22 protein-coding genes are annotated in these 23,301 nt (G+C 68.0%); 14 read left to right on the top strand and 8 right to left on the bottom strand.

The features are described 5' to 3' along the window. Nucleotides 1-3: 3 nt before the first annotated feature. A complete protein-coding gene (locus GS4_RS10645) occupies nucleotides 4-2,025 on the bottom strand; it encodes an MFS transporter (RefSeq protein ID WP_007620383.1) in 2,022 nt (673 codons plus the stop codon). A gap of 166 nt (nucleotides 2,026-2,191) precedes the next feature. On the opposite strand from GS4_RS10645, the gene GS4_RS10640 reads away from it, so the two are divergent. Both GS4_RS10640 and GS4_RS10635 read left to right on the top strand, forming a co-directional pair. Then, a complete protein-coding gene (locus GS4_RS10640; protein WP_007620381.1) occupies nucleotides 2,192-2,998 on the top strand; it encodes a DUF3027 domain-containing protein in 807 nt (268 codons plus the stop codon). A gap of 74 nt (nucleotides 2,999-3,072) precedes the next feature. Next, nucleotides 3,073-5,868, top strand: coding sequence for a sacsin N-terminal ATP-binding-like domain-containing protein (locus tag GS4_RS10635; protein WP_007620376.1), 2,796 nt, complete (start codon nucleotides 3,073-3,075; stop codon nucleotides 5,866-5,868). Nucleotides 5,869-5,874: 6 nt separating this feature from the next. On the opposite strand, the gene GS4_RS10630 is transcribed toward GS4_RS10635, so the two are convergent. Continuing rightward, nucleotides 5,875-6,465, bottom strand: coding sequence for a TetR/AcrR family transcriptional regulator (locus GS4_RS10630; protein WP_007620374.1), 591 nt, complete (start codon nucleotides 6,463-6,465; stop codon nucleotides 5,875-5,877). A gap of 104 nt (nucleotides 6,466-6,569) precedes the next feature. On the opposite strand from GS4_RS10630, the gene GS4_RS10625 reads away from it, so the two are divergent. Beyond that, on the top strand, nucleotides 6,570-7,709 hold the full coding sequence (locus GS4_RS10625) for an acyl-CoA dehydrogenase family protein (protein ID WP_007620373.1): 1,140 nt from the start codon (nucleotides 6,570-6,572) through the stop codon (nucleotides 7,707-7,709). 107 nt (nucleotides 7,710-7,816) lie between these two features. Here GS4_RS10625 and GS4_RS10620 read toward each other — a convergent pair whose 3' ends face one another. After that, complete coding sequence (locus GS4_RS10620) at nucleotides 7,817-8,149, bottom strand: WXG100 family type VII secretion target (RefSeq protein ID WP_007620371.1); 333 nt, start codon at nucleotides 8,147-8,149, stop codon at nucleotides 7,817-7,819. Nucleotides 8,150-8,198: 49 nt separating this feature from the next. On the opposite strand from GS4_RS10620, the gene GS4_RS10615 reads away from it, so the two are divergent. The 3 genes from GS4_RS10615 (at nucleotide 8,199) to GS4_RS10600 (ending at nucleotide 11,497) form a co-directional block, all read left to right on the top strand. Beyond that, nucleotides 8,199-8,837 carry an LppA family lipoprotein gene (locus GS4_RS10615; protein ID WP_051989692.1) on the top strand — a complete coding sequence of 213 codons (639 nt, stop codon included), beginning with the start codon at nucleotides 8,199-8,201 and terminating at the stop codon, nucleotides 8,835-8,837. A 7-nt stretch (nucleotides 8,838-8,844) separates the two neighbouring features. Continuing rightward, nucleotides 8,845-10,533, top strand: coding sequence for an alpha/beta hydrolase (locus GS4_RS10610; protein ID WP_007620367.1), 1,689 nt, complete (start codon nucleotides 8,845-8,847; stop codon nucleotides 10,531-10,533). Nucleotides 10,534-11,101: 568 nt separating this feature from the next. After that, nucleotides 11,102-11,497, top strand: a complete 396-nt coding sequence (locus tag GS4_RS10600) for a hypothetical protein (protein ID WP_007620361.1) — start codon at nucleotides 11,102-11,104, stop codon at nucleotides 11,495-11,497. 15 nt (nucleotides 11,498-11,512) lie between these two features. On the opposite strand, the gene GS4_RS10595 is transcribed toward GS4_RS10600, so the two are convergent. Next, entirely contained in the window at nucleotides 11,513-12,514 is a 1,002-nt protein-coding gene (locus GS4_RS10595) for a helix-turn-helix transcriptional regulator (RefSeq protein ID WP_040510170.1), read from the bottom strand. Nucleotides 12,515-12,607: 93 nt separating this feature from the next. Here GS4_RS10595 and GS4_RS10590 point away from each other — a divergent pair, with 93 nt between their 5' ends. Next, nucleotides 12,608-13,033: a VOC family protein gene (locus GS4_RS10590; protein WP_007620358.1), complete on the top strand. Its 426-nt coding sequence runs from the start codon at nucleotides 12,608-12,610 to the stop codon at nucleotides 13,031-13,033. A gap of 78 nt (nucleotides 13,034-13,111) precedes the next feature. Here GS4_RS10590 and GS4_RS10585 read toward each other — a convergent pair whose 3' ends face one another. After that, on the bottom strand, nucleotides 13,112-13,843 hold the full coding sequence (locus GS4_RS10585; RefSeq protein WP_007620356.1) for a hemerythrin domain-containing protein: 732 nt from the start codon (nucleotides 13,841-13,843) through the stop codon (nucleotides 13,112-13,114). Between the two features lie 221 nt (nucleotides 13,844-14,064). On the opposite strand from GS4_RS10585, the gene GS4_RS10580 reads away from it, so the two are divergent. The 4 genes from GS4_RS10580 (at nucleotide 14,065) to GS4_RS10565 (ending at nucleotide 17,834) form a co-directional block, all read left to right on the top strand. Then, on the top strand, nucleotides 14,065-14,625 hold the full coding sequence (locus GS4_RS10580) for a phosphatase PAP2 family protein (RefSeq protein ID WP_007620354.1): 561 nt from the start codon (nucleotides 14,065-14,067) through the stop codon (nucleotides 14,623-14,625). Nucleotides 14,626-14,719: 94 nt separating this feature from the next. Further along, nucleotides 14,720-15,970 carry an acyl-CoA dehydrogenase family protein gene (locus GS4_RS10575; RefSeq protein ID WP_007620352.1) on the top strand — a complete coding sequence of 417 codons (1,251 nt, stop codon included), beginning with the start codon at nucleotides 14,720-14,722 and terminating at the stop codon, nucleotides 15,968-15,970. Further along, nucleotides 15,967-16,764 carry an SDR family NAD(P)-dependent oxidoreductase gene (locus GS4_RS10570; RefSeq protein WP_040510167.1) on the top strand — a complete coding sequence of 266 codons (798 nt, stop codon included), beginning with the start codon at nucleotides 15,967-15,969 and terminating at the stop codon, nucleotides 16,762-16,764. The genes GS4_RS10575 and GS4_RS10570 overlap by 4 nt, the downstream gene beginning before the upstream one ends. Next, nucleotides 16,761-17,834, top strand: coding sequence for a phosphotransferase family protein (locus GS4_RS10565; RefSeq protein ID WP_007620342.1), 1,074 nt, complete (start codon nucleotides 16,761-16,763; stop codon nucleotides 17,832-17,834). Before GS4_RS10570 ends, GS4_RS10565 begins: the two co-directional genes overlap by 4 nt. A 7-nt stretch (nucleotides 17,835-17,841) precedes the next feature. Here GS4_RS10565 and GS4_RS10560 read toward each other — a convergent pair whose 3' ends face one another. Beyond that, nucleotides 17,842-18,783 carry an LLM class flavin-dependent oxidoreductase gene (locus GS4_RS10560; protein WP_007620340.1) on the bottom strand — a complete coding sequence of 314 codons (942 nt, stop codon included), beginning with the start codon at nucleotides 18,781-18,783 and terminating at the stop codon, nucleotides 17,842-17,844. Nucleotides 18,784-18,872: 89 nt separating this feature from the next. On the opposite strand from GS4_RS10560, the gene GS4_RS10555 reads away from it, so the two are divergent. Continuing rightward, the gene (locus GS4_RS10555) at nucleotides 18,873-19,484 is read left to right on the top strand and encodes a TetR/AcrR family transcriptional regulator (protein ID WP_169331478.1); all 612 of its coding nucleotides are present in this window, start codon (nucleotides 18,873-18,875) and stop codon (nucleotides 19,482-19,484) included. Between the two features lie 5 nt (nucleotides 19,485-19,489). Here GS4_RS10555 and GS4_RS10550 read toward each other — a convergent pair whose 3' ends face one another. Beyond that, nucleotides 19,490-19,738, bottom strand: a complete 249-nt coding sequence (locus tag GS4_RS10550) for a DUF2530 domain-containing protein (protein WP_007620336.1) — start codon at nucleotides 19,736-19,738, stop codon at nucleotides 19,490-19,492. A gap of 234 nt (nucleotides 19,739-19,972) precedes the next feature. Between GS4_RS10550 and GS4_RS10545 the strand changes: the two genes are divergently transcribed. Then, nucleotides 19,973-21,451: an NCS2 family permease gene (locus GS4_RS10545; RefSeq protein WP_245555626.1), complete on the top strand. Its 1,479-nt coding sequence runs from the start codon at nucleotides 19,973-19,975 to the stop codon at nucleotides 21,449-21,451. Nucleotides 21,452-21,537: 86 nt separating this feature from the next. Beyond that, nucleotides 21,538-21,978 carry a MarR family transcriptional regulator gene (locus GS4_RS10540; RefSeq protein WP_040510165.1) on the top strand — a complete coding sequence of 147 codons (441 nt, stop codon included), beginning with the start codon at nucleotides 21,538-21,540 and terminating at the stop codon, nucleotides 21,976-21,978. A gap of 42 nt (nucleotides 21,979-22,020) precedes the next feature. On the opposite strand, the gene GS4_RS10535 is transcribed toward GS4_RS10540, so the two are convergent. After that, nucleotides 22,021-23,262 carry a GNAT family N-acetyltransferase gene (locus GS4_RS10535; RefSeq protein ID WP_007620330.1) on the bottom strand — a complete coding sequence of 414 codons (1,242 nt, stop codon included), beginning with the start codon at nucleotides 23,260-23,262 and terminating at the stop codon, nucleotides 22,021-22,023. Between the last annotated feature and the right edge of the window lie 39 nt (nucleotides 23,263-23,301).

The following is a 23,301-nucleotide window of genomic DNA, read 5'->3' as shown; positions in this document are numbered from 1 at the left end:
ATGTCAGTGCTGTCCTGTCCGGTCGATCGGGTGGTTCGGGGACGGGTGGCCCGGGGATCGGGGATTCGGGGATCGGGACGCGTCGGCATGGGGCGCGCCGGGTTGCGGCCGGGTCGCGGCAGCGCTCGGACTCCGATCCTGACCCGACGATCCACGTGAATCGCCGTCGACCCGGGTGGGTACCGCGAAGGCGACCGTCGGTGCGGCGTGGTCGGGGCGCCGACCACCGAGGCCGGGCACCAGAGTCGAACCCCGCGTGGTCAACACGGTCTGCAGCAGACCGGCGCCGAGCAGCACGGCCACCACGGTGAACCCGATCCACAGGGTCGGTGGCAACAGCACCCCCAGGGAGGCGCCGAACACCCAGCTGAGCTGCAGGACGGTCTCCGAACGTCCGAATGCCGATGCTCGCGACTCCTCGGGCAGATCGTCCTGGATCGACGAGTCGAGGCACACCTTGCCGATGGCGCTCGTGCCCGACGCCACGAATGCGGCGACGGCGGCGAAGAAGATGTTGCCGAACACGGCAGCCAGCACGGCGACCGCGAAGCATCCAGCGGTGGCCCACACCACGATGCTCGGTGGGTTCTTCAGTTCGAGTCGGGTGCCCACACCGTTGCCGAGGAAGTTGCCGACACCTGCGGCGGCTCCGACGGCACCGAGCAGCAGGAGCTGGGTCCAGTCGGAGTGCACGCCCTGCTGTGCCTTCGCGTAGAACGCGACGAACAGGGTGAGGAAGCCGGTCAGGATGCGGATGGTCCCGTTGCCCCACAGGCCGGCGACGACCTTGCGGCCCAACGGCTGTCGCATCTTCTCGGCGATCGCCCGGGCGCCGTCGCGGGCCCGCGCGGACGGCTTGGCGCCCGGCTTGGGTTCCGGCGTCGACGGTTCACCGTGGTAGGTGATGGTCGTCGGGATCTCACCCTCGGTGACCTCGACCCAGGACGGGATCTTCATGCAGAGGTATGCGCCGCCGGCGGCGATGACCGCGAGCCAGGCCATCGCGCCGGGGATGTGGATCGGGAGGACCTTGCCCAGCAGCATCTCGAACAGCGCTGCGAGTGCGCCGCCGATGATGGTGCCGCCGACCAGACCGAAGGTGGTCAGTCGCGAGTTCACCCGTGGGAGGTCGATGGTCGGTGGCACCACGCGCGGCGTGACGGCCGACTTGAGGACGCCGAAGGACTTCGACAGGACGAGGAGACCGAGCGCGCAGGGATAGAGGACCCATGGGTCGTATTGGAGTTGTCCGGCGACCGGGTCCCACGACGAGTTGGCCATGATCAGCAGGGCCAGGACCACGCGCAGGCCGAAGGTGGTGGCCATCGCGATGCGGCGGCCGTGCTGCATCCGGTCGAGGATCGGACCGATCAGCGGGGCGATGAGGGCGAAGGGCGCGATGGTCAGCGCCAGGTAGAGCGCGACGCTGGTCTTCGACTCGCCCGTCGCGGCGGCGAAGAACAGTGTATTGGCCAGGGCGACGGCCATCGCGGCGTCGACGGCGAAGTTCACGATGACGGGCAGCGTCAGCGCGGTCAGTCCGGATCGGTCAGCGCCGTCGGCTGTTGCGGCGCGGTGGATCTTGCCGATGCCCTTGCCGGTCAGCTCGCGGCCGCGCATCGCCGCCACGCGCGCGACGGTGAGCTTCTTCGGCGTGCCGGGCTCGTGATCGGCCGGCATCGCCCTCGTCCCGTTCCCACCCAGGCGGCCGGTCTCGCCGTAGGCATCCCCATCGCCGTCCAGTGGGGGGAGGTGCGGGTTGTGGGTCGGCGGCGGAAGGTAGGCGTTGCGTCCCGATCCGCGCGGTGTGTCTGGTCGTGCGCCCTGGTGGATGGCACTGGTCTGGCCGGACGGGTCACCGCCGGCCGGCGCCGCGTACCCCGGGTGCTGATCAGTTCCCACCGCACGCCGACCGCGTCCACGGGGGTCGGCGGCGGGATAGTTGGCGGTCCCCGGGTGTTGCCCCACCCGTCGCCGGCGGGGTGGATCGAACCCGCGGGCGACGGGCGGTGCGCCCCGCTCCACGTCCTGGTCTCGATGGCCACGTCGGTTCACATCGACAATTGTTCCTCATCGCGCCGACTCGCCGCCCGACGCCCGTCGTCCCGGCGAGCCGACCGGCACAGACGTTCATCTCGTGGATCCACGGGTGTCCGGGATCACCGTTGTGCCGATGTTGCACACTGGAGGCGTGACAGATGTATTCGATGGTGACCGCCTGCTCCAGGCGGTGGACGTCGCACGCGCCGCGCTGATCGACGACGGTCAGCAGCCGGGTGCGCACCTCGACGCGGGTGTCGAGGGCGACTGGGCGGTGGCGCACTATTTCGCCGCCGACATCCCCGGCTACCGCGGCTGGCAGTGGTGTGTGGTGCTGTCGGGTGCTCCCGGGTCCGATGAGATCACCGTCAGCGAGGTGGTGCTGCTCCCGGGTGAGGGGTCGTTGCTCGCCCCGACCTGGGTGCCGTGGATCGAGCGGGTCGCCGCCGGTGACCTCGGTCCCGGCGATGTGCTCGCCGCCGATCCCGACGATGTACGGCTGGTGCCCAACCAGATCGACACCGAGGACGAGTTCCACCTGGACCCCGACGACGACGATCCCGAGGACATCGGACAGATCGCCGGTGAACTCGGACTCGGCCGCCGGCGCCTGCTGAGCCCGGAGGGACGTGACGAGGCCGCCCAGCGCTGGTTCGACGGCGACTTCGGGCCTGCGTCGGAGATGGCGCAGGCTGCGCCCTACCCGTGCTGCACCTGCGGCTTCTACGTCCCGCTCGGCGGGGCCCTCCGACCTGCCTTCGGCGCCTGTGCCAACGAGTACGCGGCCGACGGTCGGGTGGTGGCCGCCGACTACGGATGCGGCGCACACTCCGACGTCGCGCCGCCGAAGGGCGGCGAGGGTTCACCCGCCTACGACGCCTACGACGACGGTGCGGTGGAGATCGTCGAGATCACCCCCGAGCCCGCGACTGTCGGCGCTGACGCCGACGGCTCCTGACAGCAGCGGATCCCGCGCATCGTGGTGGCGTCGATCCCCACGACCATCCCGGCGACATCGCCTCGAGCCCGGCGATGACCGCCCGCCCGGAGCAGTTCGCCGACCCGTTCGGGACAGCTGACCTACGCACATCGACCCTCGAGGGCTGGCGATCGTCGCCCACCCGCCTCCGTGAAGATCTCGCGACCGAACGCGATCTCGTCACCGTCGGCTACCGGGACCGGCTCCTGACCGAACTCGCCGCCAATGCCGCCGATGCCGCGGCCGCGGCGGGAGAACCGGGTGAACTCGCGATCTGGGCCGACGGCGGCGAGATCCACATCGCCAACACCGGTGTGCCGCTGAGCGAGGACGGGGTCCGATCGTTGGCTGCGCTCAGGGTGTCGGCGAAGTCGTCCGACGATCCCCACGCCATCGTCGGGCGGTTCGGTGTCGGGTTCTCGGTGACGGCGACCGTCGCACATCGTGTCGAGATCCGTTCGCGCTCCGGATCGATCGCATTCGACCGGGCCGCCTCGCGTGACGCTGCGGCGGCTGCCGGCATAGGCAGCATCGACGTTCCGCTGCTGCGACTGCCGTGGCCGATCGAGGCTGCTCCCGTCGCGGAGTTCGACACCGAGATCGTGCTGGTGCTCGAGGACGCAGCCGCCGTGGCGGCGGCGATGGATCGAATGCGCGATCAACTGCCCGATCTCCTGCTGGAACTGACGGCTCTGCACCGGACCCGGATCGACGGTCGAGAGATCGGCATCGATCGCCAGCGTCGGCCTGCCGGCGAGACATCCGGCGCGGCCGACGGGGCGGCCGTCCTGTGGAACATCACGATCGACGACACCGACGACACCGACGGCCCGCCGCGGCAGTGGCTGGAGTCGCAGCGGTCCGGTACCCGATGGCTGGCCGAGCTCGACCCCGAGGGCGGCGTGCTCGTCCCTCGCTCCGATGTCCTCCGCGCCCCGACGCCGACCGACATCGAACTGGGGCTGCCGGCGCGCTGTATCACCGAACTCCCCTTGACATCGGATCGTCGCAATCTCCACCCGGAGGCCGACATCCGCACGGCCGCAGCGGGATACGCGGATCTGGTCGCTGGGGTGCGGGCCGACCAACGCCCGGTGCTCATCCCGGAACCCGGTCTCGCGCGCAATGCCGCCGACGCCCGCCTGACGGAGGCGGTCCTCGCCCGGATCGCTGACGCGCGATGGGTGCCGGCCGCGTCCGGTGGCCTACTGACGGCCGGACGCACGGTGATCCTCGCCGACCTGACCGAGGCGGCCGCCGGAGTTCTCGGTGAGGTGATGGGCGACCTGGCAGATCCGGAAGTGTCCGGACGCGAACAACTCTCGCGGATGCGTAGAGCGGGCGCCGAGGAGATCGGATTCGCCGATCTCGCCGAGCGTCTCACCGGCGTGGAACGCGATCCGGTGTGGTGGGGCCGGCTCTATGCCGCCCTCGACCCGATGCTCCAGTCGCAGTCGCTCGTCGACGAACTCGGCGCTCTGCCCATCCCCAGGGCGGACGGGCGGATGTCGATCGGCGCGCGAGGTCTGTATCTCACCGATCTCGAGGGACTCTCGGTGTCGTGGATTCCCGCGGTCGCCGACGCGGCACACCACCCTCTCGTCGAACGTATGGGTGCCCAGCGCATCTCGGCGTCCGAGATCCTGGCCGACGAGCGCCTCCGCGCGGCCCTCGAGTCCGCTGACGACGCCGACGACGTGGTCGAGGAACTGACCCGCGAGGTGCTGGGTGTGATGGCCGTCGACACCGAAGTGGCGCTGCCGAACCGGCTGTCCGGTCTGCTGCTGCTCCGCGACGACTCCGCCGAGCTGCGTCCCGCCGACGAGCTGTTGTTGCCGGGTGGTCCGTTGGCCGGAGTGCTCGTGGCCGACTCGCCGTTCGGGACGGTCGCCGCATCCGTGGTCGACGATGCCGGGACGCAGGTGCTGCGCCGGGTCGGGGTGGGGTGGGGGTTCACCCTGGTGACCGACGATCTGCCCGTCGCCCCCGATCACGACCTTCCCGACGAGGACGCGTGGTGGGATTCTCTTCCGGAGCCACCCGAATCACTGGTCGCGGTCCGCGATCTCGATCTGGTCGACGACGATCGGTGGCGCGCGGCCCTGACGCTGCTCGCCGAGGACCCGGACATCGCGCCGCTGTTGATGGATCGGTCGGGCTACACCGCGTGGTGGTTACGCCACAATGCGATCATCGACGGTCGGCGGCTGGGAGCGTGGCGTGCGCCGTCGGAGGATGCGCTGCTGGAAGTGCTCGATCCGTTGGACCATCCGCACGCCGACGCACTGGCGGGCGCTCTCGCCGCCGTGGCGATCGAGTCGGTCGCGGACGCCGTCGAACGACTGGAGACCCTGGCGGACACGGCCAGGGAGATCACACCGGGGGTCGCGGTGGGTGTGCATGCCGCTCTGGTGGACGCGGTCCGCGCCGGGATCGTCCATCCCGCCGACATCGAACCGCCGCAACGGGTTCGAACATCGGGCGGGACCGCCGAGGGCGACGTTGTCGTGATCGATCGCCCCTGGTACGTCCAGGTCATGGACGCGGGCGAGTTCGCCGTCGCCGGTGCGCCGGTCACCGCCGAGGATGCCGCCGACCTCGCCGACCTGCTCGACATCTCGCTGGCGTCGGAGGCCGTGACGGTGTCCGTGGACGAGCCGGGTCAGCCGGTGACGGCGACCTCCGCCGACGCGGTCCGGTTCGCCATCGAGCGTGACCTGTCGCTCGGACACGGCGACCTCCGTGTCCACGACGAGTTGTGGATCACGCTGTCCCGTCGGGGTGAATCCATCCGGCATCGGGTGCGATGGTGGATCGACGAGTCGGGGATCACGCATGTGGAGCGCTGATCGCACTCAGTCACGGGCTATACCGGTGGTCAGGATCGTCGCCAACTGCCGGTAGGCCTCCGCGTCCTCGAGCCCGGTTGTCGCAGCCACCTCGCGACGCTGAATCCTGCTCATCGCGGCCGCCGCGAGATCGCCCGCGAATGCCGCATGTACGTCGCGGAACTCGCCGGATTCCACGCCGTCTGCGATGAGCTCCTGGACCCGTCGCGCGGCCGCAGCGGTGTTGAGTTCGTACAGTTCGCGGGTCGGGGTGAACGCGTGCAGGTCCGACATGAACTGCTCGGATGCCGGGGAGAGTGCGTCGCCGACTGCCAGCAGGTAACTGATGACGCGGTCGCGAGCGGACCCCGCAGCCGCCACGCGCTCCTCGACGGCCAGGGTCGCGGTCCGGAAGAAGTGGGTGACGGTGAGTGCGACGAGTTGCTCCTTGCTGTCGGCGAGGCGATAGAGCGTCGTCTTCGAGCACCGCAGGCGTGCGGCGATGTCGGCGACCGAGAGTTGCGCGAATCCGTCGGCGAGCAGCAGGTCGACCAGCGCGTCGAACAGGGCGGCCCGGCGCCGAGTGGAGAACGTCGGCGCATCCGTGCTGGTGGGCATCGCTTCTCCTCCGGATCTGGCGTGGCTCGCCATCCCGATAGTACTATCTCAAGTACTTGAGTACTGTTTTGAGAATCATTTGAGAAGCTATTGGAGGCTCAGCCATGGCGGTCGACCGTCTGCTCCCCACCGATGAGGCGCACGATCTCATCGCCCTGGCCAGGGACTTCGCCGACAAGCGACTGTCGCCCATCGTCGACGAGCACGAGAAGGCGGAGAAGTACCCCGAGGGCGTTTTCGCCGAGCTCGGTGCGGCCGGCCTGCTGGGGTTGCCGTACCCGACGGAGTGGGACGGCGGCGGACAGCCCTACGAGGTCTATCTGCAGGTCCTGGAAGAACTCGGCGCACGATGGGCGGCCGTCGCCGTCGCGGTCAGCGTGCACGGACTCGCAAGTCACCCGCTCAACTCGTTCGGCACCGACGAGCAGAAGCAGGCGTGGCTGCCAGACCTGCTCAACGGCCGCATCATCGGCGCCTACAGCCTGTCCGAGCCGCAGGCCGGCTCCGACGCCGCGGCGCTGGTGTGTCGGGCGAAGCCGGTCGACGAGGGATACCGCGTCACCGGCTCCAAGGCGTGGATCACCCACGGCGGCATCGCCGACGTCTACAACCTCTTCGCGCGAACGGGTGAGGGATCGAAGGGGATCAGTTGCTTCCTGGTCCCGCGCGACACCGATGGCCTGTCCTTCGGCAAGCCCGAGGAGAAGATGGGCCTGCACGCGGTGCCGACTACCTCCGCAACCTACGACGACGCGCTGATCGACGCCGGCCGGCGACTCGGCGACGAGGGGCAAGGTCTTGCAATCGCGTTCTCCGCGTTGGATTCCGGCCGTCTCGGCATCGCCGCAGTTGCGACCGGCGTTGCGCAGGCGGCACTCGATGCCGCGGTCGAGTACGCACAGGAGCGGACGACATTCGGGCGCAAGATCATCGACCACCAGGGGCTGAGCTTCGTCCTGGCCGACATGGCCGCCGCGGTCGATTCCGCTCGCGCGACCTACCTCGATGCCGCACGTCGTCGGGATGCCGGACGGCCATACACCCGTGCCGCCGCGACCGCGAAGCTCGTCGCCACCGACGCCGCGATGAAGGTGACCACCGACGCCGTGCAGGTCCTCGGGGGCAACGGCTACACCCGTGACTTCCGCGTCGAGCGATACATGCGCGAAGCGAAGATCACACAGATCTTCGAGGGCACCAACCAGATCCAGCGTCTGGTCATCGGACGGTCATTGGCGGGGTGAGCAGGAGGTCGCACCGGGTCGTCCGATCGGGTGAATTCTGACGGTCGGCAACACGTGTCGCGGGCGCGACGTATCGCTGCGCGCGAGCTTCCGTGTGACGATCCGTCTCAGAGCCGGAGGTCGGTGTCCGTGGACGCGGTCGGCATGACCGCGCGAACGCGTACACCGTTGTCGGAATCCTGTTTCTCGTATCCGGCTGCTGCCGATCCGGTGGATTCGGCGATGTGTGCCAGTGCATTTCGCAGATGAATCGTCGACTGCGACATGCGCGTGGTGAATCCGGAATAACCCGCCGAGGCGGTACCCGCCCATGCCGATCCGCAGTCGGCGAGGGTGCGGTCGGACGCGCGCAGATGCTCGTCGGCGGTGGCCTTGGTGGTCGAGATCGTCTGGGCCGCCGCCCACAGGACGGCGGGATCGACGCGAACGGGTTCGGTCATGTTGTCTCCCGACGTCGGATTTGCGAAGGTGAGCTCACGCTAGCGCACGGTGGCCCGTGATCGCATCGACGTCGAGGGGGACGCAGTGTTCGGGGGATCGGCCGGTCGCGCCAGTCGCGGACCACTCGGGGTGGGCATGATCGTGACCGTCCTGCTGATCGGGGGATGTTCGATGGATGACCAGTCGACGTTCTTCTCGGATGGCTCTGCGGTGTCGCAGGAGCGCGTCGATGAGATGAACGCGGAGTTGCGGGCACTGCCGTCGCTGGAGGCCACGGGTGCTGAGTTCGGTGCGGTGATCCGCGAGATCGCCTCGGCTGTGGAGCGGGTGGCTCCGGGGACGCGGTTTCCGGCAGAGCCGGAAGGCACCAAGAACGGGATCTGCACGGACGAGTGGGCGTCCTCTGACGGCCGACGAGTGTTCCTGGGTTATCTGACGTCGCCGGTGCCCATACCGGAGGACCGGTGGGACGCTGCGCTGGCGGTCGCGCGGGAGCTTGCCGCGGATCATGGGCTGGTTCATGAGACCGTGCGGCGGGATCTGCCGAACGATCACGATGTGGTGTTCAGTGGTGGTGGGCATCGTGTGTCGATCGGTTCGTTGAAAGCCGCGGTGATCTCGGGGGTGACTGCATGTCGACTTCCCGAGCGCACGGGGGCCGGATCACCGACGTCGACGGCGCCGTGAGCACGCGGTGGACCTGACGACCATCGACCGGTGGGACACCGGCGCACTGGACACGATGGCCGACACTCTCGGCAAACGCGTGACCACGGTGGCCGACGTCGAGAGTTCGCTGCGGACCGCGGGCCGGCTGGAGGGATGGTTCGGCGGCGGTGCCGACTCGGCGCGCGAGCTGTATCGGGTCACCGCAGCGGAACTCACCGACGAGGCGGCTGTACTCGGGGCGGCGAAGCGCCTGGCCAGCGACACGAGTTCGGCTGTCACACATCTCAAGTCGCAGCTCGCGAGTCTGCGTGCCGACGCGGCGGCGGAGTCCATGACGATCCACGCCGACGGCAGTGTCACCGGCGCTCCCGACGTCCCGGAGGACGAACGTGCTGCGCATGAGCAGGAACGTCTTCGGATCGAGGCCGCCGCGAAGGCGCTGATCGCCCAGGCCGTCGACATCGACTCCGATGCCGACAAGGTGTTCGCCGACATCCGCGACGGGAAGATCACTGCACGGGGCGCCACGACCATCGAGGACGCGACCCGAGCCGGCGAGGAGCAGGGTGCGTTGACACCGCCTACGCCCCCGGCCGATCCGACGCCGCAGCAGGCGAAGGCGTACTGGGATGCCATGGATGCCGATCAGCAGCAACAGGTGCTGCGAGAGCATCCGGATTGGATCGGGAACGTCGACGGCATCCCGGCGGCCGTGCGGCACCAGGCCAACACCTCACGGATCGACTCCGAGCTGACGCGACTGGAAGCACGCCGAGACAAGCTCGAGGAGCAGCTCGACGACCACTGGTTCGGGGGCACGTTCACCAACGAGGACGCCGAACTCGAACACGTCGAGAAGAAGATCGAGGACGTGAAGAAGCTGCGGGAGCTGATCGGGGAGGACTCATGGAGCCCAGAGAATCCCGACGGCCGGATGCTTCTGTTGATGGACATGCAGTCGGGCGAGCAGGGCATGGCCGCCGTCGCGATCGGGAATCCCGATGATGCCGACCATGTCTCGGTGACGACGCCGGGACTGGACACGAACATCCGGAACAGCCTCGGCAGCATGCTCGGCGAGTCGGACGCCCTTCGTGACGAAACCAACAGGCAGCTGAATCGGGCCGGAAGTGGGGCAGAGAAGGTCTCGACGATCTCATGGCTCGGCTTCGAGCCGCCGGACAACGACAGCAGCCGGCCGCCCGGAGTGCCCTATCTGGAAGTCGCGCAACAAGACAGGGCGGCGGCAGGTGCGGACGACCTCGCCGACTTCTACCGCGGCCTCGCCGTCACCAACAAGGACGATCCGCATCTGGTCGCGCTCGGTCACTCCTACGGCTCACTCACCCAGGGGCTGGCGCTGCAGGAGCCGGGCGGACATCCGGTGGACGACGCGATCTTCTACGGGTCGCCGGGCTTCGAGGCCAACGACGAGCCCGAACTGGGCCTCCGTCAGGGGCACGGATTCGTCATGGAGGGCGACGACGACTTCATCTCGTATGCACAGTCCATGGGGCCGGTGGGTCCCAACGGGCCCGATCCGTCGAGTACCGACCTCGTGCAACTCGATGTCGGCGACCGTGCGACTGCCGATGGCGTGGAGCGGCAGGGAGCGCACACCCACTCCGACTACCCACGCAATGGGGACAACGGAGAGTTGCGAGTGTCGGGCTATCTCATGGCGCGGGTGCTCGCCGGACTGACGCCGCAGTGAGGGATCGGAACTTCCACGTCCACGTCGACCGTGCGCCCTGATTCGTCGACCGTGCGCCCGAAATCGTTCATCGTGCGCTCGAACTCGTTCATCGTGCGCCACAGCGACCACGGGCCGGCGAGACTTCGGCCTGAAACGCACGGTCGACGCTTTCGAGCGCACGGTCGGGGTGGTGGCGATTGTTGGTGCGCGGCGGACAGTTGAGCGATTCGGTCCAGCACGGCGTCGAGTTCGCCGTAGGCGGCCACCAACTCGTCTATCGAATCCGATTGTGTCGCAGCAGGTGGGGCATCGATCACGGGCGAGGTGGGTGTGGGTGGTGGCTTGTCGAAAGCCATGATCATCATCTCCTCATGGCTTCCGTCATCTACCCAGAACACTGTCCGAGCCCGCCGACAATCTCGTTCACCTGGCTGAACGCTGTGGATGAATCTGCTTGCCTGACAACGCTACCGGTGCGAGTCCGCTGCTCATCGCAACTCGGTCAGTACGTCGACGGTCGGTCTGCCTCGCTCGGCCAATGGCGCACTATGCTGAAGTCGCGCAACTACCTGACGAGGGGTGACAGATGTCCGACAACGACGATGGCAGCGACTTCGATACCGCCGACGACCTCGAATTCGACCCCGTACTGGAACTCCCGGGCTGCGTAGGCGACCTGACTCTGGCGATCGGCGAGGTGCGACGTACCGGCGCCGGCCTCACCATCGACGCCGCCCTGCGAGGTACTGATTCGGCAGCGCGGCAATGGAATCCGTTCCCGAAGCTTCCGCGAGCCCATCTGGTGGTCGGTGGTTCGTCTTTTCCTTTCCGGACCCGGGCGTCTGGATCGGATCGGATGGTCAGCATCGAGTACGTACTGCGTCAAGTGCCGCCGTCACAACCGATCACCGGTGCCGTCGTGGAGTTCCGCGACGCGACAACCGACGAGGTCGTGACCTCTCTCGACCTCCCGGAGGGCTGAACCGGCGACGCCCGACTATCCAACCGCCCGCGTGTACCGTGCCGCCAGTTCCGCGAACGCCTGCCTCAGCTCCGGAGGTTCGACCACCTCCACATCGGCGTCGAACCGACCCAGCTGGGCAGCCAATGCGATCCACGACCACGCCCCCGACCGCAGCCGACACCGATCCGTGCCCACCGGCTCGGCAGATCCGTCGTCAACGTACGGCGCCACCGCCCGTAACGGTAGGTCGAGGATGACCACACCGACGCACGGCCACGTCCCGGAGTGATCTGTGGAACCGCGGAACCGACTGAGCACGAATGCGTTCAGGTCGCCGTCCGGTATCTCCCGGGGCGTGAACCGAGGGCCGTTGGGCGATCTCAGGACCATGCGATCGAGCCGATACGTACGCCAATCCGCTCGACTCGGCTCCCACCCGACCACGTACCAGCGGCCGTTGCGGGTGACCAGATGATGCGGTTCGACCTGCCTCGGCGGACGTGGTCCCGACGGCTCCGATCCAGAAGGTGCAGCGGCCCTGGTATCCGACTCGTACACGTAATCGAATCGCAACGTCTCGGTTCCGCGGATCGCTTCGCCGACGGCGAGCAGCCGTTCGTCGACTCCGTCTACGCCAGGCGTTCGCCGATCATCGATGGCGCTGACCTGCAGGAGATCAACGCGATGTCGGAGACGTGCGGGCATGAGCTGGCGGATCGTCGTCAGCGCGCGCACCGACGCCTCGGCGAGACCGGCGCCTGCGGTGGTCGCGAGTTGCAGTGCGATGGCCACCGCGACCGCCTGGTCGTCGTCGAACCGCAGCGGCGGGAGCTCTGAGCCCGGCTCCAGCCGATAACCGCCATCGGGACCCTTGAACGCGGCGATCGGATAGCCCAGCTCGCGCAGTCGGTCGACGTCACGGCGCACGGTACGGGTGCTGATCGCGAGGCGGTCGGCCAACACGGCCGCCGGCCAGTCTCGACGCGCCTGCAGGAGGGACAGCAGATCCAGTAGTCGAGCGGAGGTCGTCGCCATGAACTCGATCGTGGCCCAAGAAGAGGACACATACTGTCCTCTTCGCCTGCGAGTGTTCGACGAGTCAGCACATCCACCGATCAGGAGATCACCATGTCGATCACCACCACAGTTCATCTCAACTTTCGCGGCGACGCCCGCGCTGCACTCGACTTCTACCGATCCGTCTTCGGCGGTGAGGTGGTCATCATGACCTACGGCGATGCCGATGGAGACACGTCGGGCCCACAGGCAGACCAGGTCCTGTGGGGGCAGGTGCAGTCGTCGGAGGGATTCCACGTGATGGCATATGACGTCCAGGCGGACCGACCCTTCGACGCGGGACAGAACCGGCTCTACATGTCGGTCCGTGCCGAGACCACCGACGAGATCACCGGCTACTGGGACGGTCTGTCCGCAGAGGGCACGGTGATCGTCGACCTCGTTCCGTCCGAGTGGTCCCCGCTCTACGGGATGGTGACCGACCGGTTCGGGATCACCTGGGTCCTCGACGTCGCCGTCGCCTACGTGCCGTCCTGACGCTTCACGCCGACGGAAGCACTCAGAACTCCCGTGTGCGAGCAGACCTTCGCTCGCACACGGGAGTTCTGCTCGCACCTATGCCGCCTGTGGCCGGGCGTCGTAGAAGAAGGCTCGACGCTCGGTCCGGCGGAAGAACGGTTCGGCGATGCGCCCGATGAGACGCATGGGGGCGGGTACGCGGCCCATGACATCGGCCCGATCCGCAGACGACAATCCCTTGAGCAGCCAGGGGATCATCCAGAACAGGTCGGTCGGCTTCATGTCCGCGCCGAACTTCTTCTCCAGCGCCGACCATCCGTCGTGGTCGAAGTACTTCTGCACCAACGTCATCGCCTCGCTCTCCTCGTGCCCCAGATGACGTGCCAACGACTCCGTCGCCGCGATCAACGTCGTCGCGAGATCGCCTCGGACCGAATCATCTCCGGCATCGACCATCTGCTGGAAGCCAGATGCGCAGCGCGCCAACAGCGGGTCGATCTCGCTGTGCTCGGCCTCCATCGCGTCGAGCACCGCGGCCTCGTCGTCGGTCGAGTGTGCGTGCAGGGCCGGCCACAGGTGCTCGTCCTCTGCGGTGTGGTGGTGATGGAGCGCGTCGGCGAAGGCCGTCCACCGAGCCGCGAGTGCTCGCCATGTCGCGCGGTCCGCGACCGGTGTCAACGGCACACACGCGACGAAGTCATCCAGGTCGCGGCGGTAACCGTGGTGCATCAGATACATCATGAAGGTGTCGGCGCGACCTGCGGGAGCGGCCGCCTGACCGGGGAGGTTCAGCTGCGGGACGGTTGCGGTCGGGGTGGCGGTGGTCATGTCGAACTCCTCGGGTACTAACTGGTGGTCGCGGTGTCGGTGGTCGTGCGGACTGGTGGACGTCGATGCTCAAGACCGGCCCGGATCGGAAGGTGGGTCGGCTCTCGGTGCACCGCTAGGGTTGCCCGTATGACTTGCGGTGGGCTTGCGGCCGACTTGGATACGCGGCCACAGCCGGGTGGGGCCCGTGCTGACCAGGGATGTCGTCGAATGCGTCGACGATGGAGTTGACCTCTGGAGACTTCGACCGCTCGATCACCGACTGGGTGGTCGAGCATCGGACCGCGCCGGCGGAGGCGATCGCCCACGCAGTGACGATCACCGGGAACACGGTGGTACTCACAGCGGTCGTGGTCGTCGCGACCATCGCCCTGGCCATCCGCGGGCACCGCGCCGAGGCCATGCTGGTCGGCGCCGGATCACTGGTCGGCTACCTGCTGATGCTGGGCACCAAGGCGCTGTTCCAACGTGATCGTCCGCCGGTCCGGGACCGGCTGATCGACATCGACACGTTCTCGTTCCCATCCGGACACGCGATGATGAGCACGGTCGTCCTCGGCCTGATCGCGGTCGCGGCGTACCGGATCAGCACCTGGGTGCACGACCACCCGGCCGTACTGCTTCTCGCCCCGGTCTGGGCGGTCCTCGTCGGGATCTCCCGTGTGGTCCTTGGCGTGCACTGGACCACCGACGTGATCGCGGGCTGGGTCATCGGCGCGGTGTGGGTGGTCGTGTGCGCTGTGCTCGTCTCCCGGGTGCCGAGGACGGCGGATCAGCAGTAAGTGTCGCTGGGCGACATCGGCCGCTACCGGCCGCTACCGATCCACCCGACGGTTCGGTGACCATCCGCACCGACCGACGGCTACGGTCGGGTACATGGATTTCACCCCGTCGGCTCGGTCGGCCGATCTTCGTGACAGGGTGCGCGACTTCGTCGCCGCCGAGCTCGATCCGGTGGAGGGCGAGCTGCACGCCGACATCGCTCGTCGTCGGGCAGCGGGGGGCGACCCGTGGACACCGTCGCCGGTGATCGCCGAGCTACAGGAGAAGGCGCGCGCTCAGGGCCTGTGGAATCTGTTCCTGCCCAAGGAGCATGCCGGTCGCTACGCCGTCGACTTCGGCACCGACGGTGGTGAGGGCCTGAGCAATGTCGACTATGCGCCGATCGCGGAGGTGATGGGTCGCTCGGCGCTGGCGCCGTTGGTGTTCAACTGCAATGCCCCCGACACCGGCAACATGGAGGTGTTGCTGCGTTACGGCTCCGACGACCAGCGTGCGCAGTGGCTCGAGCCGCTGCTACGGGCGGAGATCCGCAGCGCATTCTGTATGACCGAGCCGGCGGTGGCGTCGTCGGATGCGACCAACATGGCCGCGACCGCGGTGCTCGACGGCGACGAGGTGGTCATCAACGGGACCAAGTGGTGGTCGACCGGCGTCGGGAACCCGGACTGCAAGATCCTGGTCTTCATGGGGCTGACCGATCCGGAGGCGCAGCGCCACGGGCAGCACACGATGGTGCTGGTCCCCATCGACACACCGGGAGTCACCGTCGACCGGATGTTGTCGACCATGGGCTATTTCGACGAGCCCCTCGGACACGGACAGGTCAGCTTCACCGACGTGCGGGTCCCGGCGTCGAACATCCTGCTGGGGCCGGGCCGGGCATTCGAGATCGCGCAGGGGCGCCTGGGGCCCGGGCGCGTGCACCATTGCATGCGCGCCATCGGCCTGGCCGAGCGTGCTCTGGAGCTCGGTGTGCGCCGCGCGCTGGAACGTGAGGCGTTCGGCAAGCAACTGGCCCGCCTGGGTGGCAATGCCGAGCGCATCGCCGATGCCAGGATCGCGATCAACCGGTCGCGCCTGCTCGTGCTGCACGCGGCGTGGTTGCTCGATCAGGGAATGTCGCGCGAGGCATTGTCGGCGGTGAGCGAGATCAAGGTCGATGTGCCCAACATGGCACTGTCGGTCATCGACCTCGCGATCCAGCTACACGGTGGTGGCGGTCTGAGCGACGACTTCCCGCTGGCTGCGGCGTGGGTGGGGGCGCGCTCGCTGCGGCTGGCCGACGGCCCCGACGAGGTCCATCGCAACGTCGTGGCCCGTATCGAGTTGGGCAAGTACAAGTGACCGGGCGGAGAGTGCTGATCACCGGTGCCGCAGGTGGATTGGGGGCGGCGCTGACCGCGGCGTTCACCTCTCGCGGCGACCAGGTACTCACCACGGATCGACCCGGTACCGGCGCCGACCTCGAACTCGACGTCACCTCCGACTCCGACTGGGCGCGTGCGCTCGACGCCGTGCGCGAGCGCTGGGGTGGACTCGACATCCTGGTGAACAACGCCGGCGTGGCCGGTGGCGGTCGCGTCGACCGGGCCACCATCGAGGAATGGCGATGGATCACCGACATCAACCTCTTCGGTGTGGTGCGCGGTGTCGCAACCTTCGCCGCGCTCTTCAAAGAGCAGGGCAGTGGCGAGATCGTCAACATCGCCTCGCTGGCCGGTCTGGTGCATCCGGCCGGCATGGGGTCCTACAACGCGGTCAAGGCCGCGGTGGTCGCGTTCACCGAGACCGTCGGGCACGAACTGGCCCAGTACGGTGTGCACGCACATGTGGTGTGCCCCTCGTACTTCCGGACCAACCTCATGGCGTCGATGCAGGGTGCCGATTCGGCGCTCGCCGGTGTGATGAGCGTGCTCGTCGAGCAGTCGCCGATCAGTGCTGAGGACATCGCCGATGCGGTGCTCGCCGGGATCGACGCCGGCGACGACGTGATCGTCCCCGACGACGCCGCACGTCTTGCGGTGGGGCTCAAGCGTGACGATCGCGCCGCCTACGACGCGGTGATGCGCAAACAGGCACGCAAGTTGAACGCGATCGCCGACGCCACCCCCGAGAGCGGATCGGACGGCGCGCGATGAGTGGCGAGGTGGCGGGCGCGCGGCAGGTCCGTTCGGAGGATTCGTTCGACATCGCGGCGGTCGCGGACTGGTTGCGCACGGCAGCGAGGGACGAACCCGGTCTGGACAAGACCCCGGAGGTCCGTCAGTTCTCCGGCGGCGCATCGAATCTGACGTATCTGCTGCGCTACCCCGAGCGTGATCTGATCCTGCGTCGGGCGCCGCGGGGCACCAAGGCGCGCGGCGCACACGACATGCGCCGCGAGTACCGGATTCAGTCGCAGTTGGCCCCGGTGCTGCCCTACATCGCGCCGATGGTCGCGTTCTGCGACGACGAGGCGGTGTTGGGCGCCGACTTCTATGTCATGGGTCGGATCGAGGGGGTCATCCCGCGCAGCGAGTGGCCTGCCGACGTCCCGCTGTCGGCGGAGCAGGCGGAGCGGCTGTGTCACAACGTCATCGACGTGCTGGTCGAGCTGCACTCGGTCGATCCCGAGCAGGCCGGGCTCGCCGACCTCGGCAAGGGACTCGGGTACGTGCGCCGGCAGGTCGAGGGGTGGTCGACGCGATTCCGCAACGCGCGCACCGACGACGTCCCCGACTACGAGTCGGCGATGACCTGGCTCGCCGACAACCAGCCCGACGACATCGCCAACTGCGTCATCCACAACGACTACAAACTCGACAACGTCGTCCTCGACCCCCAGGACGTCACCCGGGTCATCGGCATCCTCGACTGGGAGATGGCGACACTCGGTGATCCGCTGATGGACGTCGCGGGCTCCCTCGCGTACTGGGTGCAGGCCGACGACGACGAGCAGTTCCAGCTGACGCGTCGGGTGCCGACCCATGTACCGGGCATGATCACCCGAGCGCAGTTCGTCGAACGCTATTGCGAGCGGATGGGTTTCGACATGGACGCGGACCGGTGGCGCTGGTACGAGGCGTTCGGGATGTTCCGCCTCGCGGTGATCGCGCAGCAGATCTACTACCGCTACTACCACGGTCAGACCACCAACGAGGCCTACAAGATGCTGGGCTACGCGGTGGGGATGGTGGAGAACCGGCTGTCGGCGATCATCGCGGGGTGACACCGGCTCACACCGACGTGTATCGCCCCTGTGCGGTGAGAGTGCCGACCACGGACTCGATCTGTGTCACGCTGGTCGCGAAGTCGGGCGCAGTGGAGGAGAGCCACACGTGATCGGCGCCTGCGTGCAGATGCCGGTCGATGGCCTCGGCGATCGCGCCCGGAGGGCCGAACCCGAACAGGTCCTCGATGACCCGGTCGCTCGGTGTGGACAGTTCGTCCGCCCGGTATCCGAGCCGGATCAGGTTGTCCGCGTAGGGACTGTCGGGGTGTCCGAGAACTCGTGCCGCGAAGTCGCCCACCATCCGCCGAGCAACTTCGGCGTCGTCATCGACGGCGATGGTGAGTCCGACCGCGAGTACTTTGTCAGGGCCCAGGAACCGTCGGGTCCGTTCGGTGAACGCGGGTGGGACCAACGTGGGGATCGCGCCGTCGGCGTGGTCGCGGGCGACCCCCAGCATGCGCGGGCCGTTCGCGGCCAAGAGGCGGGGTACCCGCACCTCCGGTGCGGGTGACATGGCCACGACATCGTCGAGGCGGTCGAGGTAGCCGCGAGCGATCTCGAGCGGTCGGGTGAAGGTCCGTCCGATGACGTCGGCCTGCTCGGGATATCCGACTCCGACACCCAGGACGAACCGGCCGTCGAATGCCTCTGAGAGTGACGCAGATCCGCCGCCCGCGGTCTGCGGTGGCCGTGCCCACACGTTCGCTATTCCTGTCGCGATGGTGACCTCCTCGGTGGCGGACAACAGGATTCCCGCCTGCGCGAGTATGTCCTTGCCGCCTACGCCTTCGTTGATCCACACCGTCGACACGCCTGCACGTTCCCACCGGCGAGTTGCTTCGATCTGCTCGGCGGCCGGGACGGCGGGAGTGAACGGGATGAAGGGCAGATGCGCACCGATCCGTCCGAGACGAGTGCGCACCGCAGTGAGATCCAGCTCGGTCATCGACTGCTCCGATCGGCAAAGTGAGCGAAACGCGATTGTTTCGAAATGACGATGTTTCGAAACCTAGCACATCCGATATGCTCCAGGCCATGGAGGTGGTGTCATCTGGTTCGGTGATCCGAGGGCGGCCACGCGATCCGTCAGCGGACCGCGCCATCCTCGATGCGGCGTTCGACTTGATCAGCGCACACGGGTACGCGAAAGTGACTGTCTCGGCGATCATCGCCCGTGCGGGGACGTCCTCGGCAACCGTCTATCGGCGGTGGCCCACCAAACTCGATCTGGTCGCCGCGGCCATTGCTTCGCGTCGAGCGGAGATCGACGACATCGACACCGGACGAATGGATTCCGACGTCGCGAGTTTCGTCGAACGGCTGACCGAGGTGATGTGCCTGCGGCCGGCAGACCTCGGTGATGCGCTGGTCGCCGAGTTGCGTCGCGAGCCTGGCCTGTCGGCTGCCGTCGCGGACACGATGGTGGCTCCGCGGTTGCGGGTGATCGCGGCGATCCTGGATCGGGCCCGCGCGCGGGGGGAGATCGGCGAGATACCGGTGGACGTCGCCTACAGCCTGGTGGTCGGGCAGTTGCAGAGTCTCACGCAGGTGAGTGACCGTGCGTTGGACGACTCATATGTCAGCGCGGCGATCGTCGGCGCCACCGCCGCTCTGAGGGCGTATCCCGCTGCGCGATCATCGGTCTGAGCCGCTCAGTCCAGACCCTGCTGGGCGCCGCGGTCCCCGCGGCGCACCCCGGCCCGCTGCACCAGCACGATGGTGGTGCCGAGGATTCCGACGGCGAGCCCGACGACGCACACCCACCCGGTCCGCTCGCCGCCCCAGCCGGTGGTCCACACCACGACGGTCGCCACCGCCCAGATGACCATCCCGACGATGATCAACGGCTCGGGAGCGCGCACCACACGCGGGAGTTCGGGGATGTGCGCTGCGTCCGACATGCCATCAGGGTAGCTTTCGGTGTGTCCGCCACCCAGGCCCCGCCGACGTCGAAGGGGGATTCCGTCTCGATGACCGACCCGAATTCGCCCAGCCCGCAACCATCCGACGCACGATCGTCGGGTTCGACCGGACCGGCAGAGCCCGGACCCGCCGAGAGGCCGGTGACGACACCGGAGGGTGACACGACGGACGCGGGAACCGCGGACGTGGGGACGGGGGCGACCCCGGACACGGTGAGCACCGAGGCGCATCCGACGACGCCGACCGCGACCGTCGCGACGAACCCGGTCGACCGGTTCTTCAAGATCAGCGAGCGCGGGTCCACCTTCAACCGCGAGATCCGTGGCGGCCTGGTCACCTTCTTCACGATGGCCTACATCGTGGTGCTCAACCCGATCATCATCGGCGGTCTGCCGGGCAGCGACAAGAACGCCGACGTCCTCGGGAACGTACTGCCACTGGCACAGGTCGCAGCGGTCACCGCGCTGGTGGCAGGCGTCATGTCGATCATCTTCGGACTCGTCGCGAACTACCCGTTCGCGATCGCGGCGGGCCTGGGCATCAACAGCCTGCTCGCGGTCACCATCGCACCGCAGGTGACCTGGCCCGAGGCGATGGGCCTGGTCGTCATCGACGGCATCATCATCGTCCTGCTGGCGGTCACCGGATTCCGGACCGCGGTCTTCAACGCCGTACCCGACGAACTGAAGGCCGCCATCGCCGCGGGCATCGGCTGTTTCATCGCGTTCATCGGCTTCGTCGACGCCGGCTTCGTCAAGCGCATCCCCGATGCCGCAGGCACCACCGTCCCGGTCCAACTCGGCGCCGACAACTCGATCACCACGGTCCCGACGCTCATCTTCGCGCTCGGAGTGCTCCTGATGGGCATCCTCGTGGTCCGGCGCGTACCGGGCGGCCTCCTCATCGGCATCATCATCACGACGGTCGTGTCGGTCATCCTGGAGGCGGTCTTCGACCTGGGCTCCAGCGTGAAGGATCCCAAGGGATGGAGTCTGTCGGTTCCCGACCTCCCGGATGGACTGGGCAGCCTCCCGAATCTGAGCCTCGTCGGGGACGTCGACCTGTTCGGTGCCTTCACCCGGATCGGCGTCCTCGCCGCCTCCGTCCTGGTCTTCGCCCTCGTTCTGTCCAACTTCTTCGACGCGATGGGCACGATGACCGGCCTGGGCAAAGAGGGCGGCCTCGCCGACGAGAAGGGCAACCTGCCCGGCATCGGGCGCGCGCTGGTGGTCGAGGGCACCGGCGCGGTCGCCGGCGGTGTCGGTTCGGCGTCGTCCAACACGGTGTTCGTCGAGTCGGCGTCCGGCATCGCCGAGGGCGCGCGTACGGGCCTCGCCAACCTCGTCACCGGTGTACTGTTCCTGGCCGCCATGTTCCTGACACCGCTGTACGAGATCGTGCCGCTCGAGGCGGTCGCACCGGCGCTGGTGGTGGTCGGCGCCTTGATGATCGGTCAGGTCCGCAGCATCGACTTCACCCGATTCGACTACGCGCTACCGGCTTTCCTCACCATCGTGACGATGCCGTTCACCTACTCCATCGCCAACGGCATCGGTGTCGGGTTCATCAGCTGGGTGGTCCTGGCCACCGCACGCGGCCGGATCCGGTCCGTGCACCCGTTGCTGTGGGGTGTCGCCATCCTCTTCGCGCTCTACTTCGCGCGCGGACCGATCTCCGATCTGATCGGCTGACCTGGGACGGACCCGACGAGTTCGCTCGGTGGAACGATCGTTGACCTGTGTCCCGCGATCGCTGACTCTGCTCTAGTCTTGTCGTCGTGAACGCACCGAACGGTGACGACAGCTTGTCCGGGGAACTGTCGCTCGCGGTCGTCCGACTCGCCCGGCGCCTGCGGTTGCGGCGTGCGAGCAAGGTCGTCTCCCTGACCCAGTTGTCGGCGCTGCACACCCTGCATCAGGACGGCGCCATGACACCCGGCGCCCTCGCGGCCGCCGAGCGGGTGCAGCCGCCGTCGATGACGCGAGTGATCGCCTCGCTGGCCGATTTGGGGATGATCCGGCGCGAGCCCCACCCCACCGACGGACGGCAGGCGATCGTGACACTCGCGCCGCTGGGCGAGGAGGTCATCACCGCCGAGCGCGCCGCCCGTCAGGAGTGGTTGAGCGACCGACTCGCCGAACTCACCGCGGACGAGCGTCAGGCATTGGCCGACGTCCTCCCGATCTTCGCGAAGATCACCAACGCCGCAGACGGCTGACCGCGCCGGACCGGCGCACCCGGCGCAGTCGCCCGACAGCCGTCAGAAGAAGGTGCCCGAGTACGGCGCGCGGTCTGTCGCGAACGCGAGGTCGAAGGCCGTGAGCGTCTCGGGGGAGTCGGTCCACAGGCGGTCGGCAGCAGCGAACGAACGGGCGTCGATGCCGCCGAGATAGATGCTCGACAGCACCGAGATGTCCAGGCGCACGGTCGGTTCCGCTGTCGACGGAGCGACGATCGCGCCGCCTCCCCGCACCGAGAGGTCGTAGACGCCCGCGCGTCCGCGGAACCCGTCGGTCACCTCGAGCACCACGTCGAGATCGCCGGAGTACTTCCGTTTGCCCAGTGCAGCAGGCACATCCAGGATGGTGAGCCACATCTTGTCGCTGATCCCGGTCACCTGTGCCGCACGGCGGTCGGTGAGTTTGACCGGAAGGGCGTCGTCGACCGGGATCGACGCGGTGACCGTCGGCAGCAGATCGAGGCCGGAGAGCACCCGCCACAGATCGGTGTGCGCCGCATCGGTGACGGCGACGATCTCCGAGATGTCGCCGCGCCGTGGGTCGGTGGCGGTGTTGATCCGGTAGCTGGCATAACCGTCCTGGTGCAGCAGGTAGTGGAGCCCGCTGCTGCCGAAGGGGCGCTGCGACTTGCGGTCGGCGAGGATCGGCTTCCACCAGGCAGCCGACCGGCCGAGCGCGCCGGCGCGGGTCCTGGTCCACCGGTCGTGGATCTCCGGTATGCGCGCGGCCACCTCCTCGGCGGTGCCGTAACGGACCGTCGCCTGCGCGTCGGCTTCCTGTCGGATGCTGGTCCGGGAGAGATCGACCGTGACGTCATGGGCGAAACAGACCGGCCCGAACCCGAACCGCTCGTAGATCGTCGCCTCGCTCGCGGTGAGGATGCCGAAGACCTGCCCCTCGGATTCCCACTGATCGAACAGTTCGGTGATCATCCGCCGGAGAATGCCCCGGCGTCGGTGCGTGGCGGCGACCGACACCCACGAGAGCCCAGCGGTGTCGGCGACGTCGCCACCGGGGAGCGTCATCGGCAGGCGGTAGTACATCGACACGCCGACCAGCCGCGGCGGCGGTGGACCGGCCTCGTCGTACACGACGACCACATCTGAATCGTCCACCTTGCCGCGTAGGTCGGCGCGCTCGGCGTCGGGCAGCGGATTGCGCATCACGAAGGCACGCGCATCGGTGGCGATGATGTTGTCCCAGTCGGCGTCGGTGGCGCGCCGCAGCGTCAGCCCCTCGGCCGGAGAAGGCGTGGTGTTCACCAGTCAACGGTGGCATACCGACCCGGCATCGCCGCACTC

The organism is Gordonia soli NBRC 108243, from assembly GCF_000334455.1.
GTDB classification, from domain to species: Bacteria; Actinomycetota; Actinomycetes; order Mycobacteriales; family Mycobacteriaceae; genus Gordonia; species Gordonia soli.
Note: the sequence above shows the minus strand (reverse complement) of the source record. Positions and strands in the feature narration are given on the sequence as shown.